Source organism: Pseudomonas synxantha, from assembly GCF_900105675.1.
Taxonomy (GTDB): Bacteria; Pseudomonadota; Gammaproteobacteria; order Pseudomonadales; family Pseudomonadaceae; genus Aquipseudomonas; species Aquipseudomonas synxantha.
Map to the genome: position 1 here is coordinate 4,763,232 of NZ_LT629786.1, position 16,289 is coordinate 4,779,520.

The following is a 16,289-nucleotide window of genomic DNA, read 5'->3' on the forward strand; positions in this document are numbered from 1 at the left end:
CCGTGAATATCCCGAGCAAATGGCGCGAACAGTTTCCCCACGCACTGATTGAACAACAGGCCATCGGCGAGTCGCGCGCAGACGTCTATCGACTGCGCAGAGAACAAGGCGAGGACCTGTTCCTGAAGTCCGAGCCCCTTGGGGAATTCGCTGAACTGGCAAACGAAATCGAGCGCCTGCGCTGGCTGCGGCAACAAAGGCTACCGGCACCGATGGTCGTGGATGAGGTGATAGACCAGGATCGCCACTGGCTACTGATGAGCGCCATGCCAGGAAAGGACCTGGCGACGGTCGACGACCTTCCTGTGGCGCACATCGTAGAGATCCTGGCGAATGCCCTGCGCAAGCTGCATCAGCTTCCCATCGCCCTTTGCCCCTTCGATCACACCCTTGACCTACGCATCGCCACCGCCCGAAACCACGTCAACGCCGGCCTGGTCGACGAGACCGACTTCGACGATGAACGACTAGGGCAAAGCGCCGAGCAAGTGTTGGACGAACTGGTATCGACACGGCCAATCATCCAGGACTTGGTGGTGACCCATGGCGACGCCTGCCTGCCGAACTTCATGACAGCAGACGGCCGTTTCAGCGGTTTTATCGATTGTGGTCGCTTAGGCGTCAGTGACCGCTACCAGGACCTGGCCCTGGCAGCGCGCAGCCTTACCCAGAACTTTGGACAAGCATGGGTAGCGCCGTTCTTCAAATGCTACGGCGTAGAGCCCGATGAGCAGCGCATTGCGTATTACTGCTTGCTCGACGAGTTCTATTAAAGGGCTGCCACATAAAGCAAAACCCCGGCACCAGGCCGGGGTTTTGTTCCATCACGAACAACCTCGGCCAGCAACTCCACCGCAAAAGACGGATCGGCCTGAAAAAGCTCTGCCATTGCCTCATCGTGACACGGCCTTTCATCAATCACCCCAAGTTCGTAAATGCCCCCAGCCTCAAGAATAGCCTGCTCAGGCCACTACAAACCCGTCAGCTTCTGGCCGGTACTGCTTGTGACGACTGACAGAAATCGGCCCCCTCATGAATTTCGCTCAAACAACATCCTTTCCAGCGTGTTGTCCTTCATCCAATAGTGATGGAACAGCCCCGCTGCCGCATGCAAACCAATCAACCAATACCCCGTAGTGCCGATCAGCTCATGCCAGTACTTGAGCTGTTTGGCGAAGTCCGGGTCCACGGCTACCGGTGCCGGCATGTGAAAGCCAAAGTACGGGAACGGCTTGTCGCCAGCGGCGAGCATCAGCCAGGCGAGGATAGGCGTGGCGATCATCAGCCCGTAGAGCGCAAGGTGAGTCAGATGCGCGATAGCGGTCTGCCAGGTCGGTGGTTTTGGGGTGATCGGTGGTCGTAGGCTCAGGCGCCCGGCCAGGCGAACCCAGACCAGGGCGAAGATGCTTGTACCAAACAAGCCGTGAAAGCCCATGAGCAAACCCCGCGCTTCGCTGCCTTTGGGCAGATAACCCTTGATTTCAACACAGGCATATACCCCGACGAACAAGGCCAGCATCAGCCAGTGCAGGGTTATTGAAAGTTTTCCATATCGGGTTACGGCGGTGTCGCTGGTCATAAGAAGCGCCTCTTGATTGTTGTGAGGGACGGTTGATCCGGTTGCCTTGAACCGGCCGCATAACCCTGCTCGTTCTGTCTTAAGAGAGTCTGAAGATCGACTCTCAGGTTAATCTTCTTTCACCTTCAGACTTCGTTAAGAAATGGCTTGGATACTTCGCTCAAACTCATTGAGGGAGGCGTTCTGCCCATGCCCGATTTTGCCTGGAACATCCCCCTGCCGTTGCATTTCGGCCAAGCTGAAACGCCGCCGTTGACCCTGACGGGTGCGTTGCCGGACGACGCTTTGCGAGCGACGTTCGAAGCCTTTATTCAACAACGTTTCCGCAAGGCCCACGGTGCCGACATCCGCCACTTCATGCCCGAGCTGTTCGGTATGCACAACGGTGAGGTCCAGCTGTGCGCAGTGGCCGGCGTGCGACGCGCGCACCTTGAGCCGCTGTTTCTGGAGCGATATCTGGACGAGCCGATCGAGCCATTGATCAGCGCCGCGGCTGATCGCTCGGTACACCGAAATGCCATTGTCGAGGTTGGCAATCTGGCGGCCAGCGACACCGGTAGCGCGCGCCTGAGCATCATCGCCATCACCTATTTGCTGGCCATGGGTGGCCTGGAATGGGTGACGTTCACCGGCAATATCGGACTGGTCAACAGCTTCCGTCGTCTCGGCCTGAAACCCGTGACATTGTGCGCCGCTGATCCGGATCGGCTGGGTGACGAACGTCAACATTGGGGCAGTTATTACGAGAGCAAACCCTGGGTGCACGTCGGCGACATCCGCGCCGGGTTCGTCCACCTACGCAATATCGGCCTGTTCAGCCGCCTGGGTTTGCCGACACCGAACGACGGAGCCTGCCATGTCGCGTGAACTGCAACGCTTTCAGGAAACCTTGCGCGAGCATGCCCGGCGCGATGCCAACGCGACCGCGCTGTGGGGCGATACGCTGAAACTCGATTACGCCACGATGTATGCACAAGTGCTGTATCGCCAGGAGCGCCTGCGCGATGAGCAAGTGCAAGTCGTCGCCCTGGCACTGGACAACGGCGTCGACGCAATGCTCTGGGATCTGGCGGTGTTATTCGAAGGGTTGACCTGCGTAACGCTGCCGCCGTTTTTCAGCGCGGCACAACGCGCCCATTGTCTGGAGCAGAGTCAGGCCGAACGCGTGATTGCCGAACCGGAGCTGGGACCCGAACTGCGCGCTGCCGGCTATGAGCAACGCGGCGAGTTCTGGTGCCGCGCCTTCAGCAGTCAAAGACGCATGCCGATGGGCACCGCCAAACTGACCTTCACATCTGGCACCACCGGCACGCCGAAAGGTGTTTGCCTGAGTGCCGACAGCCTGTTGCGGGTCGCACGTGAGTTAGATCAGGCGAGCGAAACCATCGGCCCGCAACATCACTTGGCGCTGCTGCCATTGGCGATACTGCTGGAGAACCTAGGCTGTTATGCCGCGCTGTATGCCGGTGCGATGCTCAGTTTGCCGAGCCAGAAAACCCTCGGTATTCAGGGCGCCAGTGGCGTCGATGTCCCGCACCTGTTGGGTTATCTCGCCGGGCGTGCGCCGCAGAGCCTTATTCTGGTGCCACAGCTGTTGCTGATGCTAGTCAGCGCCGCCGAACAGAAAGCCTTCGCTCCGCAAACTCTGCGCTTCGCGGCGGTCGGTGGTGCACGAGTTGCCAAAGATTTGCTGGATCGTGCGCAACGGGTCGGCCTACCGGTTTTTGAAGGTTACGGTTTATCCGAATGCGCGTCAGTGGTGTGCCTCAACCGCCCCGGCGCACTCCGACCCGGCAGCGTCGGTCGACCGCTGCCCCACGTCGAAGTGCGGTTGGCCGAAGACGGTGAAGTGCTAATCAAAGGCTCGACGCTGCTCGGCTATCTAGGGGACACATCGTACGCCGATGAGTGGTGGCCGAGCGGCGATCTGGGCGAGTTCGATCCAGAAGGTTTTCTTTATCTAAAGGGGCGCAAGAAGCATCAGTTCGTCACCAGTTACGGGCGCAACGTCAACCCGGAATGGGTCGAGTCCGAGCTGACCCAACGCCGTCACATCGCCCAGGCGTTCGTTTACGGTGAGTCCTTGCCGCGCAATCACGCCCTGCTCTGGCCCCATCGCCCGGACTGCACCGATGCCGAACTAGCCGCTGCCGTCGCCGAAGCCAACGAGGCATTGCCCGATTACGCCCAGGTGCATCAGTGGACGCGCCTGCCGCAACCTTTCACCGCCGCCAATGGCTTTCTAACCGCCAATGGCCGCCCACGCCGAGATGCCATCGTCGCGCAGTACTACGCCCAACTGACCGAATCCGTTGTCCGAGAGGAATCCGCATCATGAGTTTTTTCGACACCCTGCAAGAAGCCACACAGCATGAACGCCACGAGCTGTTCAACCTGCCGATCATCCTCGATGCGCTGCACGGTAAGGTCAGCCTCGATAGCTATCGGGCTTTTCTCGCACAGGCCTACTATCACGTGCGCCACACCGTGCCGTTGATGATGGCGTGCGGCGCACGTTTGCCGACACGTCTGGAATGGCTGCGCAAAGCTGTGTGCGAGTACATCGAAGACGAATACGGTCACGAGCAGTGGGTGCTCAACGACATCGCAGCCTGCGCAGGTGATCCCAAGGCCGTGCATGATGGCCAGCCTTCGCTGCCGATTGAGCTGATGGTGAGCTTCCTTTATGACCTGATCGCCCGAGGCAACCCGGTGGGTCTGTTCGGCATGGTCAATGTTCTCGAAGGCACCAGCATCGCCCTGGCTACACATGCGGCAGGGAGTATTCGGGAGCACCTGGCGTTGCCGGAAGCCGCCTTCAGTTATTTGAGCTCTCACGGTTCGCTCGATATCGAACACATGCAAACCTATCGCCGCCTGATGAACCAATTGGACGATCCTCTGGATCAAGCGGCAGTGATTCATGCATCAAAGGTTGTGTACCGACTGTACACCGACATGTTTCGTGGCCTGCCGCGTGACGCGGAGACTGAACATGCAGCTGCGTGACGCGCGCGTGGTCTTGACCGGTGCCAGTGGCGGTCTCGGCATGGCTATCGCTGAGGCCTTGTGCGCCGCCGGTGCTCGAGTATTGGCCGTGGCGCGGCATCAGGAAGCTTTGGTCCCGCTGCTCAAACGCTACCCCGACACCCTGTGCTGGGTCGCGGCTGACCTGACGTTCCTCAGCGACCGACGCAAAGTACTCGCTGCCGCCGAAGCGGTTGGCGGAGTCAATCTGTTGATCAACGCCGCCGGGGTGAATCACTTCGCCATGCTCGAACAGCTCGACGACAGTGACATCAATACGATGCTCGCGGTGAACATCAGCGCGCCGATCTGCCTGACCAAGCTATTGCTGCCGCTACTCAAGCAGGCCGACAGCGCCATGGTAGTCAACGTTGGCTCGACCTACGGCTCGATCGGTTATGCCGGTTACGCCAGCTATTGCGCGACCAAGTTTGCCCTGCGCGGGTTTTCCGAAGCGTTGCGCCGAGAGCTGGCCGACACCCGGGTCAGCGTGCTCTACGTCGCACCGCGGGCCACCCGCACGTCAATGAACAGCGCAGCGGCGCAAGCGCTGAACGATGCGCTCAAGGCCAACGTCGATGATCCGCAAACCGTGGCCTCGGCGGTGATCCACGCAATTGCCGGTGACCGCCGCGACCTGTATCTGGGCTGGCCCGAACGCTTCTTTGTGCGCCTCAACAATCTACTTCCGCATCTGGTCGATCGAGGTCTGCGAAAGCAATTGCCTCTGATCCGGCGCTTCAGCGAAAAATCCGACAACGAGACCCTCAAGCCATGAAAAAAATCTTCGCGTGCCTGTTGATCGCAACCCTCAGCCAAAGCGTCTGGGCGCTGGAGGCCGCCGACCAGCAACGCCTGAGCAGCATTCAACAAAGCTGGGCGCATATCCAATATGAAGTGGCGGAAAAACAGCGCGCCGCCGCGTTCGAGCAGTTGTCCAGCGAAACCCAGGCGTTCACTGCGCAGCGCCCGGCGATGGCCGAAGCCTGGATCTGGAAAGGCATTGTCACCAGCAGTTGGGCCGGTGCCGAAGGAGGACTCGGAGCGCTGGGCAAAGCCAAGGAAGCCAAGGCCGACCTGGAAAAGTCCCTGACCCTAGACCCCGAGGCTCTGCAAGGCTCGGCCTATACTAGCCTGGCGGCGCTGTATGATCGTGTGCCCGGCTGGCCCATCGGTTTCGGCGACAGCGACAAAGCTGAACAGCTGCTCAAGCAGGCGCTGCAACTCAACCCCAATGGCATCGACAGCCTATACTTCTGGGGCGATCACCTCTACCGTCAGAAACACTACGCTGAAGCAAAAGCAGCGCTGCAAAAAGCCCTGCAAGCGGCGCCGCGTCCTGGCCGTGAAACGGCAGATGCGGGACGCCGCAAAGAGATCGCCACTCTGCTGGTGGACGTCAACAAGAAACTCAACTGACAGGAGTCCGCGTGCGTTTATTACTGATTGAGGATGATGTGGCGCTAGGTGAAGGCATCCATCAAGCGCTGGGGCGCGAAGGCTACACCGTCGATTGGCTCAAGGACGGCAGCAGCGCGCTGCATGCTCTGCTCAGCGAAACGTTCGATGTCGCCGTGCTGGATCTCGGTTTGCCACGCATGGACGGTCTCCAAGTGCTGCGGCGCCTGCGCGACAGTGGCTCGAACCTGCCGGTGTTGATTCTCACCGCCCGCGATGCAACCGAGGATCGCATTGCGGGGCTGGATGCCGGCGCCGACGACTACTTGATCAAACCGTTCGACCTGGCCGAACTCAAAGCCCGATTGCGAGCGTTGTTGCGGCGCAGTGCCGGGCGCGCGCAAGCGCTGATCGAACATGCCGGCATCATCCTCAACCCCGGCACCCAGCAGGTCAGCTACCAGGGCCATCCCGTAGCTCTGACGCCCAAGGAGTATCAGTTGCTGCATGAACTGCTCTCACCTCCGGGCCGGGTAATGACTCGAGATCAACTGATTCAACTGCTCTATGGCTGGAGTGAAGAAGCGGAAAGTAACACTCTGGAAGTCCACATCTATCACCTGCGCAAAAAGTTCTCTACTGATCTGATCCGTACCATTCGGGGTGTGGGCTATCTAGTGGAGGAGCGCTGATGACATCGATCCGCCGCCGTACATTGACACTGATCATTGGCCTGTTGCTTGCTGGTCTGGCAGTGCTGAGCACCTTTAACCTGCATGATAGCAATCATGAAATCGCCGAGGTTTACGATGCTCAACTGGCGCAGAACGCGCGCTTATTGCAAGGCGTGATGCGCATGCCGTTGGCGAGCAAGCAGCACGCCGAACTGTACCGGGCCTTCAATACCGCACTGGGCGAAGCGGTGCCGCGCGGCGATGGTCATCCTTACGAACGGAAAATTGCTTTTCAGGTATGGAACCCTGACGGTGAGGTATTGGTACACACTGCCAGCGCGCCTTCCTTCAGTTCACCACCGACGCAACCGGGTTTCAGTGACGTGGTGGATTTGAACCATCGTCATTGGCGCGCCTTCCTCCTTGAAGACCCACAAAACGGCATGCGCATCTGGGTTGGCGAGCGCGATGATGTGCGCGCTGACCTGGTCGACCGCATCGTGCGTCATACGTTATGGCCGAACATCGTCGGCAGTTTACTACTCGCGGCGATGGTCTGGCTCGCTATAGGCTGGGGTTTAAAGCCCTTGGCAGACATGGCCGAAACCCTGCGTGCCCGCCACAGCGGTTCACTTGAGCCATTGCAACTGGCACCGCTTCCCAGCGAACTTGAGCCCATGCAGGCGGCGCTCAACCGCATGCTCGCGCAGATTCAAGAAGTGCTTGGCCGCGAACGACGCTTCATTGCCGACGCTGCCCACGAAATGCGTACGCCACTCGCCGTGCTGCGGGTGCACGCGCAAAACCTGCTGGAGGCAGGCACAGAACAGGAACGTCGAGAATCGCTGGAATTCCTTATCGCAGGCGTTGATCGCACCAGCCGACTGGTCAACCAGTTGCTGACCATGGCGCGACTGGAACCCCAACCCAATCCGCCACCGCTACAGCGCATCGACCTCAGCGAAACCGTGCGTAATAGTCTCGTGCAACTGACACCGTGGTTGTTGAGCAAAAACCTTGAACTGATATTCGATGTCAGCGACCAGCCATTTTATGTATTCGCCAACCCCTCCGCCATCGACATCGCGCTGAACAACCTGATCACCAACGCAGCCAATTTCTCTCCCGAACACGGGGTAATCGCTGTGCAATTGACGCAGGCTGATGGCTTCTGTCATTTGACCGTCGACGACCAGGGACCGGGAATCGATGAGTCATGTAGAGAGCGAGTGTTTGAGCGTTTCTATAGCCGTGGAACGGCGCAAGGAGCCGGTTTGGGGCTAACCATCGTCAACACGATCGCCATGCGCTTGAACGGTCGTATCGAACTGGTAAACCGGGCCGAGGGAGGTTTGAGGGCTACGTTATCAATTCCAGCCAAAGAATAATCGCACAGCATCAAACGCTAGTTCGTTTTGCACAGTCGGTAAACATAGTGTGAGCCATGAGCTGCACCACATTTGTTGCTGAATCAGAACGCCCGCCAGCCATTACTTCCTCTGCGCGGAAAAGCACATTCGATACCATGCCAGCATTGTCCAAATGAGCATGGTATCGATGTCCTTTTCTCATGATGCTTGCACTGAGCACCATGGCCAACGCCATTGATAACATAGAGAGTATCGTAACCGTCACAATTTTTTACATAAAAATCAACCAGTTACGAGAGCGACTTACTCCCACTCAATAGTCGCCGGCGGCTTGCTCGACACATCATAAGTAACGCGGGAAATACCTTCGATCTCATTGATGATCCGGCCACTGACGGTTTCCAGCAGTTCGTAAGGCAGGTGCGCCCAACGCGCGGTCATGAAGTCGATGGTTTCCACGGCACGCAGGGCCACGACCCAGGCGTAGCGACGGCCATCGCCGACCACACCAACCGATTTCACCGGCTGGAACACCACGAAGGCCTGGCTGACCTTGTGGTACCAATCGGCCTTGCGCAGTTCTTCGATGAAGATGTGGTCGGCGCGACGCAGCAGGTCGGCGTATTCCTTCTTCACTTCACCCAGGATGCGCACGCCCAGGCCCGGGCCTGGGAATGGGTGGCGGTAGACCATGTCGTATGGCAGGCCGAGTTCCAGGCCCAGGCGGCGGACTTCGTCCTTGAACAGTTCACGCAGCGGTTCTACCAGCTTGAGGTTCATTTCCTCAGGCAGGCCACCGACGTTGTGGTGGGACTTGATCACGTGAGCCTTGCCACTTTTGGCGCCAGCCGACTCGATCACGTCAGGGTAGATGGTGCCCTGGGCAAGGTACTTGATGTTGTCCAGTTTGTTGGACTGGGCATCGAAGACGTCGATGAAGGTGCGACCGATGATCTTGCGCTTTTTCTCCGGGTCGGACTCGCCGGCCAGGTTGTTGAGGAACTGCTCCTCGGCGTTGGCACGGATCACCTTGACGCCCATGTTCTCGGCGAACATGGCCATCACTTGCTCGCCTTCGTGCAGGCGCAGCAGGCCGTTGTCGACGAATACGCAGGTCAGCTGGTCGCCGATGGCCTTGTGCAGCAACGCAGCAACCACCGAGGAGTCAACCCCGCCGGACAGGCCAAGCAGCACGTTGTCGGTGCCGACCTGGGCGCGCACCTGGGCGATGGCGTCTTCGGCGATTTTCGACGGGGTCCACAGGGCTTCACACTCGCAGATGTCGAGGATGAAGCGCGACAGGATGCGCCCGCCTTGCTTGGTGTGGGTCACTTCCGGGTGGAACTGCACGCCGTAGTAACGACGTTCGTCGCTGAACATGCCGGCAATCGGGCAGCTCGGGGTACTGGCCAGGATGTGGAAGTCCTGCGGCATCTTGGTGACCTTGTCACCGTGGCTCATCCATACGTCGAGGCCGAACAGGCCGTCAGCGTCGATGTGGTCTTCGATGCCGTCCAGCAGGCGGCTCTTGCCGACCACGTCGACACGGGCATAACCAAATTCACGCAGCTCGGAACCTTCGACCTTGCCGCCCAGTTGCTCGGCCATGGTCTGCATGCCGTAGCAGATACCGAAGACCGGCACGCCCAGGTCGAATACCGCTTGCGGGCAGCGCGGGCTGTCGGCTTCGTGCACGGACTCGGGGCCACCGGCGAGGATGACGCCTTTAGGGGCGAATTCGCGGATCGCTGCGTCATCCATGTCGAACGGGTGCAGTTCGCAGTACACGCCGATTTCACGCACGCGGCGGGCGATCAGTTGGGTGTACTGGGAACCGAAGTCGAGGATCAGGATGCGGTGGGCGTGAATGTCGAGGGCCATGAAGTCAGTCTCGTCTAATGAATCAGAAACAACTCGGGGCTGAAAGAACAGCCCCGGTTACTTAACGTTTTGCTGGAAGCCTCAACCTACGCGGTAGTTTGGCGCTTCCTTGGTGATCTGCACGTCGTGGACATGGGATTCAGCCATGCCGGCGCCGGTGATCCGTACGAACTCCGGCTTGGTGCGCATTTCTTCGATGTCGGCGCTGCCGGTGTAGCCCATCGAGGAGCGCAGGCCGCCCATCAGTTGATGGATGATCGCGCTCAGGGTGCCTTTGTACGGCACACGGCCTTCGATGCCTTCCGGGACGAGCTTCTCGGCGCCTGCCGAGGAGTCCTGGAAGTAACGGTCGGAAGAACCTTGCGCCTGGGACATGGCCCCCAGCGAACCCATGCCGCGGTAAGCCTTGTACGAACGGCCCTGGAACAGTTCGATCTCACCCGGCGCTTCTTCGGTACCGGCGAACATCGAGCCCATCATCACGCAGGAAGCACCGGCGACGATGGCCTTGGACAGGTCACCGGAGAAACGGATGCCGCCGTCGGCGATCAAAGGCACGCCTGTGCCTTCAAGGGCAGCGGCGACGTTGGCGATGGCGCTGATCTGCGGCACGCCCACACCGGCGACGATACGCGTGGTGCAGATCGAGCCAGGGCCGATACCGACCTTGACCGCATCGGCGCCGGCTTCGGCCAGGGCCTTGGCTGCAGCGCCAGTGGCGATGTTGCCGCCGATCACTTGAACGTCAGGGAAGTTCTGCTTAACCCAGCGCACGCGGTCGATCACGCCCTTGGAGTGACCGTGGGCAGTGTCGACCACCACCACGTCAACACCGGCAGCAACCAGCGCCGAAACGCGGTCGCCGGTGTCTTTACCGGTACCCACGGCGGCGCCAACACGCAGACGACCTTGGTCATCCTTGCTGGCCAGCGGGTAAGCCTTGGCTTTTTCGATGTCGTTGACGGTCATCATGCCTTTGAGGGCAAACTTGTCGTCGACGATCAGCACGCGCTCGATGCGGTGCTTGTGCAGCAGTTCGCGCACATCGTTCTTGTCGGCGCCTTCCTTGACAGTGACGAGGCGCTCTTTAGGCGTCATCACTTCGCGGACGGTGACTTCAAGGCGGTTCTCGAAACGCACGTCACGGGAAGTGACGATGCCGACCAGGTCGCCATCGTGCAGCACCGGAACGCCGGAGATGTTGTGCAGACGGGTCAGGTCGAACAGGTCACGCACGGTAGCGTCAGCTTCGATGGTGATTGGATCTTTCACCACACCGGCTTCGTAACGCTTGACCTTGCGCACTTCGGCAGCTTGCTGCTCGATGGTCATGTTCTTGTGGATGATGCCGATGCCGCCTTCCTGAGCCATGGCGATGGCCAGACGGGCTTCGGTGACGGTGTCCATGGCAGCGGAAACCAGGGGAATATTCAGCTCGATGCCACGGGTTAGGCGGGTCTTGAGACTGACTTCGTTAGGAAGCACCTCGGAATAACCGGGCACTAGGAGAATGTCGTCGAATGTCAGAGCTTCTTGGCTGATACGCAGCATCGCGGGGGCTCCCGAGCGGGAAAATGGAAGCGCGCCATTATATACATGCACCCTGCCAGGCTCAATGTAAAACTCTGACAAACTTGGTATTACTGATAGATGGAGAAAACCTTCTACATGGGTATCGCTTAAAGCTCGACTTTGACCCAGGCGATCTTCTGGTCCAACCAATCGGCAAATTCGTCGATAAAGCTCTGCTTGAAGCCCGCCTCTGCCCAGTTGTTGAAGATGAACCCCAGGTTGGAAAACCCGCATTCCTGCAGGAACAGGAAGCCGTTGATGTCATCTTCATGCCCACACAGCGGGCAGGTGAAGTTGTCGGTGTGGCCGGGCATCCAGTCTTCCAGGCTTTCGAACAGCGCCTCGCCGACTTCCTTGAGGCATTCCGGGCAACCTGCCTCTTCGAGAAAGCCCTTGGCCGGCGTATAGATGCAACGTTTGTAGATGATCTCCAGGCCATTGACCGGCTCATTGAACGGCAGCGCCTCGGGATGCAGCACCACGGCGCGGGCACCATCGGCCAGGGCGTAGGCCATGCGGTTACCCGTGCGGCCGCAGGTGGTCAGCTCTTCCTTGACGATGTTCTTGCGCACCAGCCAGCGCACGATTGCCCGAGCGCGGGGTTCGTGGACGGGCAAGGTGGAGATTTTGGGGACGAGGATGCTTTGGGAGTTCATGGAAGTCCTGCGGTGTGGCGTCTGGCGCCATCGGGGGCAAGCCCCCTCCCACATTTTGAATTGTGAATACGTTCAAAGGTGGGAGGGGCTTTCCCCCGATGGGGCCCTAAAGGCTGGCAGCTTAATCCCTGCTCCACACAGGTCAAGTGCTCAAATACCGCCCGATCAACGCAATACCACTGGCCAGCACCAACCAGGTCACCAAACGCACAAACGCCTCACGAGACATGCGCATCGTCAGCCTGCGTCCACACCAAAGCCCGAAGACCATCGCGGGCAACAGGCAAACCGCCAACATCAACAAGGGCAGATCCGCATATACCCCGGCAATCAGAAACAAACTCAGGCGCACCACCGTGCTGCAACTGATCAGCGCACTTTGTGTGGCCCGCGCCGCGTCCTTGGATAATCGGCTGTTGAGATAAATGGCGTATAAAAAGCCGCCACTGCCAAACAACGCACCAAACAAGCCGCCCACCGTGCCCATGGGGATCGACCAACCTGCCGCCAGCTGCGTCGGCCGGGCTTTCACCGCCAGGCTATAAAGGGCGTAGGCACTGATAAACAGCCCCATCAACAGCAGCAACAGATCCGAATGCAGATTGAGCAAAAACACCACGCCCAGGGTGCAGCCAATCGCCATGCATGGCAGCAATCGCAGCAGCTCCGACGTGTTCACCTCCCGTCGCGTTTGCAGCAGGCCGCCAAAAGCCGCGACAAAATCCAGCAGCACCAGCAGCGGGATTATCTTCGACAGCGGCATAAACATCAGCAGGACCGGCCCCGCCACCAACGCCGTACCGAAACCGGCGATGCCAAACACGATATAGGCCACCACAATGCCCAGGCCGATCACCAGCCAATCCACCGCTCCGAACGACCACTGACTCATCCACTCAACCGCGCTCATGGCTTATTCCTTGAAAGACCTGGCCTTCACTTTAGCCATGGGTGAGTGTTGCGACTAATATCTTCAAAGCCATCCAGCCATCTCAAAAAGGCATGACCCGTGATTTCTAACCGGCAACTGCGTTACTTCGTCGAAATCGTCGACAGCGGCAGCTTCAGCGCTGCCGCCGAGCGTCTGTTCGTGGCGCAGTCGGCCTTGAGCCGGCAGATCAAGGCGCTGGAAAACCAACTGCAGACCTCCTTGTTCGAGCGCACCGCTCGCCAGCCGCGACTGACGGCGGCCGGTGAAGCCTTTTATCCCCGGGCGCGCAATCTGTTGAGTGAGTTACTCAAGGCCAGCGAAATGGCCATGCAGGTGGGCAATGGCCAACTCGGCACCTTGCGCCTGAGTCATTCAAGCACCGTGCCGATGAGCGGCGCGTTATTGCAGGGCATCAGCACCTGGCTGGAACGCTGCCCCGGAGTGTCGATGGATATTGTCAAACTCTCCTCCGAGGCCCAGCTGGAAGAAATCGCCGACGGTCGCCTGGACGTCGGCCTGTTGCGCTTGCCGGTGTTGCGCCAGCGCGAAGGCGTGCGCGTGGTGCCGTTGTACACCGAGCCGTTGGTGTTGGCGGTACCGCCGAATCACCCAATGGCACACAGCGCCACACCGGTGGAATTGGCCCGGCTCAAGGATGAAGCGTTTATCTCGATCCCTCATCCACAACGTGGCGGGCTGAGTTATTTGTCGGCAGAGCTATGCATGCGCGCCGGTTTTTTCCCCAGGGCGGCGCGAGTGATGTCTCGCAAAACTACGCAGTTGCAATTGATCCAGGCCGGCTTCGGCATTGCCCTGCTACCCAAGTCCATGCAGGACATCGCGCCTGCGAACCTGCACTTCTTGCCCCTGGCCGACCCGGACTGTCACAGCACCGTAGCCTTGGCCTGCGCGCAACTGCCGAGCACGCTGGTGGAGCAATTCTGTCAAACGCTGCACGAATGCCTATAAACTGCCGCCCATGATTAAAGATCCCTTTGCCCGCCTGGGCCTGGACCGCGAAGTCCTGACTGTCAGCCAGCTCAACGGCCGTGCGCGGGTGTTGCTGGAAGACGTGTTCACCAATATCTGGGTCGAAGGCGAGATCTCCAACCTCGCCCGCCCGGCCTCCGGCCATGTGTATTTCACCCTCAAGGACAGCGGCGCCCAGGTGCGTTGCGCGCTGTTTCGCAATAACGCGGCACGGGTGCGCCAGGCGTTGAAGGACGGCCTGGCGGTCAAGGTGCGCGGCAAGGTCTCGTTGTTCGAGGGCCGCGGTGACTACCAGTTGATTCTCGATACGGTGGAGCCCGCCGGTGATGGCGCGCTGCGCCTGGCCTTCGATGCGCTGAAAGAGAAGCTCAGCGCCGAAGGGTTATTCAGTGCCGAGCGCAAAGTCTCATTGCCGGCGCATCCACAAAAGATCGGCATTATCAGCTCACCGACCGGTGCGGTGATCCGCGACATCATCAGCGTGTTCCGCCGTCGGGCACCGAACATTGAACTGACCCTGATCCCCACCGCCGTGCAGGGCCGCGAAGCCATCGCGCAGATTGTGCGCGCATTGAAACTGGCCGACGCGCGTGGCTTCGACGCGTTGATCCTGGCCCGTGGCGGCGGCTCGCTGGAAGATCTCTGGTGTTTCAACGAGGAAGCCGTGGCCCGAGCGGTGGACGCCTGCGTTACGCCCATCGTCAGTGCCGTCGGCCATGAAACCGATGTGTCCATCTGCGATTTTGTCGCGGACGTGCGTGCGCCTACGCCCTCTGCCGCCGCCGAGTTGCTCGCACCGGACGCCAGCCACCTGGTGCGCCAGGTCGACAACCTGCACCGCCGCCTGGTGATGCTGATGCGCAACCGGTTGACCCACGACCGCCTGCGCCTGGAAGGCATGGCCCGGCGCCTGCGTCACCCGGGCGAGCGTTTGCGCCAACAGGCCCAGCGCCTGGATGATCTGGACATGCGCCTGCGCCGCGCCTTCGAGCGCAGCCTCAATACCCGTCGCGAGCGCCTGATCCGCCTGGAAACCCGCCTCGCCGGCCAGCATCCGGGGCGTCAACTGGCGCTGTTGCGCCAGCGCCTGGACAGCCTCGCCGAACGCCTGCCCCGTGCCATGCGCGAAGGTCTCAAGGCGCGGCGCCTGCAGCTGCAAAGCCAGGTGCAGACGTTGCAGGTGGTCAGCCCGTTGGCAACCCTGGGTCGTGGCTACAGCATCCTGCTCGACGAGCGCGGCCAGGCCATTCGCAATGCCGCACAAACCCACACCGGCCAGCGCCTGACCGCGCGTCTCGGTGAAGGCCAATTGCAAGTGCGGGTGGAAGACAACCACCTGACACCCGTCACCCTTTCGCTACTGGATTGATTGATGCCACGTCTATTGAGCTTGTTGCTGTTGTTGTGCCTGGCCGTTAACGCCCACGCTGACAGCTATATCACCCGCACCTTGAACAAGCCGGTGCCGGGTGGCGTGGCGGTGGTCGAACTCGGCCCGTCCGCCACGGCGCCGAAGGCCACCTACCAAGGCAAGCCGGTGCTGGTGGTCAAGGAGCAGGACAACTGGCTGGCGATTGTCGGCATTCCATTGACGGTCAAGCCTGGTAATGAGCGCATCAGCAGCGGCGGGCGCAACCTGCCGTTTGTCGTCGGCTATAAAAAGTATCCGGAACAGCGCATCACCTTGAAAAACAAAAGCCAGGTCAACCCCGACCCCGCGCAGCTCAAGCGCATCGAAGGTGAACTGGCCGTGCAGCTCAAGGCTTACCGCAGCTTCAGCCCCAACCTGCCGAGCAACCTGGTGCTGGACAAACCGGTAAACGGCCCGCTGTCGAGCAAGTTCGGCGTGCGCCGTTTCTTCAACGGTGAAGAACGCAACCCGCATTCGGGCCTGGATTTCGCCGTGCCGGCGGGCACGCCCATCAAGACACCGGCAAATGGCAAGGTGATCCTGGTCGGCAACTACTTCTTCAACGGCAATACCGTGTTCGTCGACCATGGCCAGGGCTTTATCAGCATGTTCTGTCATATGTCGAAGATTGATGTGAACGTGGGCCAGCAACTGGTCCGCGGCGCGGTAGTGGGCAAGGTCGGGGCAACCGGCCGAGCGACCGGGCCGCATATGCATTGGAATGTCAGCCTTAACGATGCCAGGGTCGACCCGGCAATTTTTATCGGGGCATTTCAGCCTTAACCGGCATGCCTGGGCGC

General features: G+C 59.9%; 16 protein-coding genes. 11 read left to right on the plus strand and 5 right to left on the minus strand.

Annotation, left to right across the window (positions count from 1 at the left end):
- The first annotated feature begins 2 nt into the window (after nt 1–2).
- Nucleotides 3–773, plus strand: a complete 771-nt coding sequence (locus BLU48_RS22030; protein ID WP_057021686.1) for an APH(3')-II family aminoglycoside O-phosphotransferase — start codon at nt 3–5, stop codon at nt 771–773.
- A 257-nt stretch (nt 774–1,030) separates the two neighbouring features.
- Here BLU48_RS22030 and BLU48_RS22035 read toward each other — a convergent pair whose 3' ends face one another.
- A complete protein-coding gene (locus tag BLU48_RS22035) occupies nt 1,031–1,579 on the minus strand; it encodes a cytochrome b (protein WP_057021687.1) in 549 nt (182 codons plus the stop codon).
- Between the two features lie 189 nt (nt 1,580–1,768).
- Here BLU48_RS22035 and BLU48_RS22040 point away from each other — a divergent pair, with 189 nt between their 5' ends.
- Genes BLU48_RS22040 through BLU48_RS22070 form a run of 7 tightly spaced genes read left to right on the plus strand, consistent with a single transcriptional unit; the run spans nt 1,769 to nt 8,066 of the window.
- Nucleotides 1,769–2,446, plus strand: a complete 678-nt coding sequence (locus BLU48_RS22040; RefSeq protein WP_057021688.1) for a thermostable hemolysin — start codon at nt 1,769–1,771, stop codon at nt 2,444–2,446.
- The gene (locus BLU48_RS22045) at nt 2,436–3,917 is read left to right on the plus strand and encodes an AMP-binding protein (RefSeq protein WP_057021689.1); all 1,482 of its coding nucleotides are present in this window, start codon (nt 2,436–2,438) and stop codon (nt 3,915–3,917) included. The genes BLU48_RS22040 and BLU48_RS22045 overlap by 11 nt, the downstream gene beginning before the upstream one ends.
- Complete coding sequence (locus BLU48_RS22050) at nt 3,914–4,588, plus strand: TenA family transcriptional regulator (protein ID WP_057021690.1); 675 nt, start codon at nt 3,914–3,916, stop codon at nt 4,586–4,588. The genes BLU48_RS22045 and BLU48_RS22050 overlap by 4 nt, the downstream gene beginning before the upstream one ends.
- A complete protein-coding gene (locus BLU48_RS22055; protein WP_057021691.1) occupies nt 4,575–5,384 on the plus strand; it encodes an SDR family oxidoreductase in 810 nt (269 codons plus the stop codon). Before BLU48_RS22050 ends, BLU48_RS22055 begins: the two co-directional genes overlap by 14 nt.
- Nucleotides 5,381–6,025 (plus strand): tetratricopeptide repeat protein, encoded by a 645-nt coding sequence (locus BLU48_RS22060; RefSeq protein WP_057021692.1) that lies wholly within the window; start codon nt 5,381–5,383, stop codon nt 6,023–6,025. Before BLU48_RS22055 ends, BLU48_RS22060 begins: the two co-directional genes overlap by 4 nt.
- An 11-nt stretch (nt 6,026–6,036) precedes the next feature.
- Nucleotides 6,037–6,696, plus strand: coding sequence for a response regulator (locus BLU48_RS22065; protein ID WP_057021693.1), 660 nt, complete (start codon nt 6,037–6,039; stop codon nt 6,694–6,696).
- Nucleotides 6,696–8,066 (plus strand): ATP-binding protein, encoded by a 1,371-nt coding sequence (locus BLU48_RS22070; protein WP_057021694.1) that lies wholly within the window; start codon nt 6,696–6,698, stop codon nt 8,064–8,066. The genes BLU48_RS22065 and BLU48_RS22070 overlap by 1 nt, the downstream gene beginning before the upstream one ends.
- A 285-nt stretch (nt 8,067–8,351) precedes the next feature.
- Here BLU48_RS22070 and guaA read toward each other — a convergent pair whose 3' ends face one another.
- The 4 genes from guaA to BLU48_RS22090 all read right to left on the minus strand — a co-directional run bounded on the left by guaA (nt 8,352) and on the right by BLU48_RS22090 (nt 13,067).
- Nucleotides 8,352–9,929 carry a glutamine-hydrolyzing GMP synthase gene (guaA, locus tag BLU48_RS22075; RefSeq protein WP_057013183.1) on the minus strand — a complete coding sequence of 526 codons (1,578 nt, stop codon included), beginning with the start codon at nt 9,927–9,929 and terminating at the stop codon, nt 8,352–8,354.
- Between the two features lie 81 nt (nt 9,930–10,010).
- Entirely contained in the window at nt 10,011–11,480 is a 1,470-nt protein-coding gene (gene guaB, locus BLU48_RS22080; protein ID WP_016977684.1) for an IMP dehydrogenase, read from the minus strand.
- Between the two features lie 128 nt (nt 11,481–11,608).
- Nucleotides 11,609–12,157: a hypothetical protein gene (locus BLU48_RS22085; protein ID WP_046069432.1), complete on the minus strand. Its 549-nt coding sequence runs from the start codon at nt 12,155–12,157 to the stop codon at nt 11,609–11,611.
- Nucleotides 12,158–12,299: 142 nt separating this feature from the next.
- Complete coding sequence (locus BLU48_RS22090) at nt 12,300–13,067, minus strand: sulfite exporter TauE/SafE family protein (protein ID WP_057021695.1); 768 nt, start codon at nt 13,065–13,067, stop codon at nt 12,300–12,302.
- 99 nt (nt 13,068–13,166) lie between these two features.
- Here BLU48_RS22090 and BLU48_RS22095 point away from each other — a divergent pair, with 99 nt between their 5' ends.
- Genes BLU48_RS22095 through BLU48_RS22105 form a run of 3 tightly spaced genes read left to right on the plus strand, consistent with a single transcriptional unit; the run spans nt 13,167 to nt 16,272 of the window.
- Nucleotides 13,167–14,057 carry a LysR family transcriptional regulator gene (locus BLU48_RS22095; RefSeq protein WP_057021696.1) on the plus strand — a complete coding sequence of 297 codons (891 nt, stop codon included), beginning with the start codon at nt 13,167–13,169 and terminating at the stop codon, nt 14,055–14,057.
- A gap of 10 nt (nt 14,058–14,067) precedes the next feature.
- Nucleotides 14,068–15,447, plus strand: a complete 1,380-nt coding sequence (gene xseA / locus BLU48_RS22100) for an exodeoxyribonuclease VII large subunit (RefSeq protein WP_057021697.1) — start codon at nt 14,068–14,070, stop codon at nt 15,445–15,447.
- Nucleotides 15,448–15,450: 3 nt separating this feature from the next.
- A complete protein-coding gene (locus BLU48_RS22105) occupies nt 15,451–16,272 on the plus strand; it encodes a M23 family metallopeptidase (protein WP_057021698.1) in 822 nt (273 codons plus the stop codon).
- Nucleotides 16,273–16,289 lie beyond the last annotated feature (17 nt).

Excerpts from the sequence above, each read along its gene's own strand:
- BLU48_RS22035 (WP_057021687.1), bottom strand. The coding sequence starts at position 1,579 with ATGACCAGCGACACCGCCGTAACCCGATATGGAAAACTTTCAATAACC.
- BLU48_RS22040 (WP_057021688.1), top strand. The coding sequence starts at position 1,769 with ATGCCCGATTTTGCCTGGAACATCCCCCTGCCGTTGCATTTCGGCCAA.
- BLU48_RS22045 (WP_057021689.1), top strand. The coding sequence starts at position 2,436 with ATGTCGCGTGAACTGCAACGCTTTCAGGAAACCTTGCGCGAGCATGCC.
- BLU48_RS22050 (WP_057021690.1), top strand. The coding sequence starts at position 3,914 with ATGAGTTTTTTCGACACCCTGCAAGAAGCCACACAGCATGAACGCCAC.
- BLU48_RS22055 (WP_057021691.1), top strand. The coding sequence starts at position 4,575 with ATGCAGCTGCGTGACGCGCGCGTGGTCTTGACCGGTGCCAGTGGCGGT.
- BLU48_RS22060 (WP_057021692.1), top strand. The coding sequence starts at position 5,381 with ATGAAAAAAATCTTCGCGTGCCTGTTGATCGCAACCCTCAGCCAAAGC.
- BLU48_RS22070 (WP_057021694.1), top strand. The coding sequence starts at position 6,696 with ATGACATCGATCCGCCGCCGTACATTGACACTGATCATTGGCCTGTTG.
- guaA (WP_057013183.1), bottom strand. The coding sequence starts at position 9,929 with ATGGCCCTCGACATTCACGCCCACCGCATCCTGATCCTCGACTTCGGT.
- guaB (WP_016977684.1), bottom strand. The coding sequence starts at position 11,480 with ATGCTGCGTATCAGCCAAGAAGCTCTGACATTCGACGACATTCTCCTA.
- BLU48_RS22085 (WP_046069432.1), bottom strand. The coding sequence starts at position 12,157 with ATGAACTCCCAAAGCATCCTCGTCCCCAAAATCTCCACCTTGCCCGTC.
- BLU48_RS22090 (WP_057021695.1), bottom strand. The coding sequence starts at position 13,067 with ATGAGCGCGGTTGAGTGGATGAGTCAGTGGTCGTTCGGAGCGGTGGAT.
- xseA (WP_057021697.1), top strand. The coding sequence starts at position 14,068 with ATGATTAAAGATCCCTTTGCCCGCCTGGGCCTGGACCGCGAAGTCCTG.
- BLU48_RS22105 (WP_057021698.1), top strand. The coding sequence starts at position 15,451 with ATGCCACGTCTATTGAGCTTGTTGCTGTTGTTGTGCCTGGCCGTTAAC.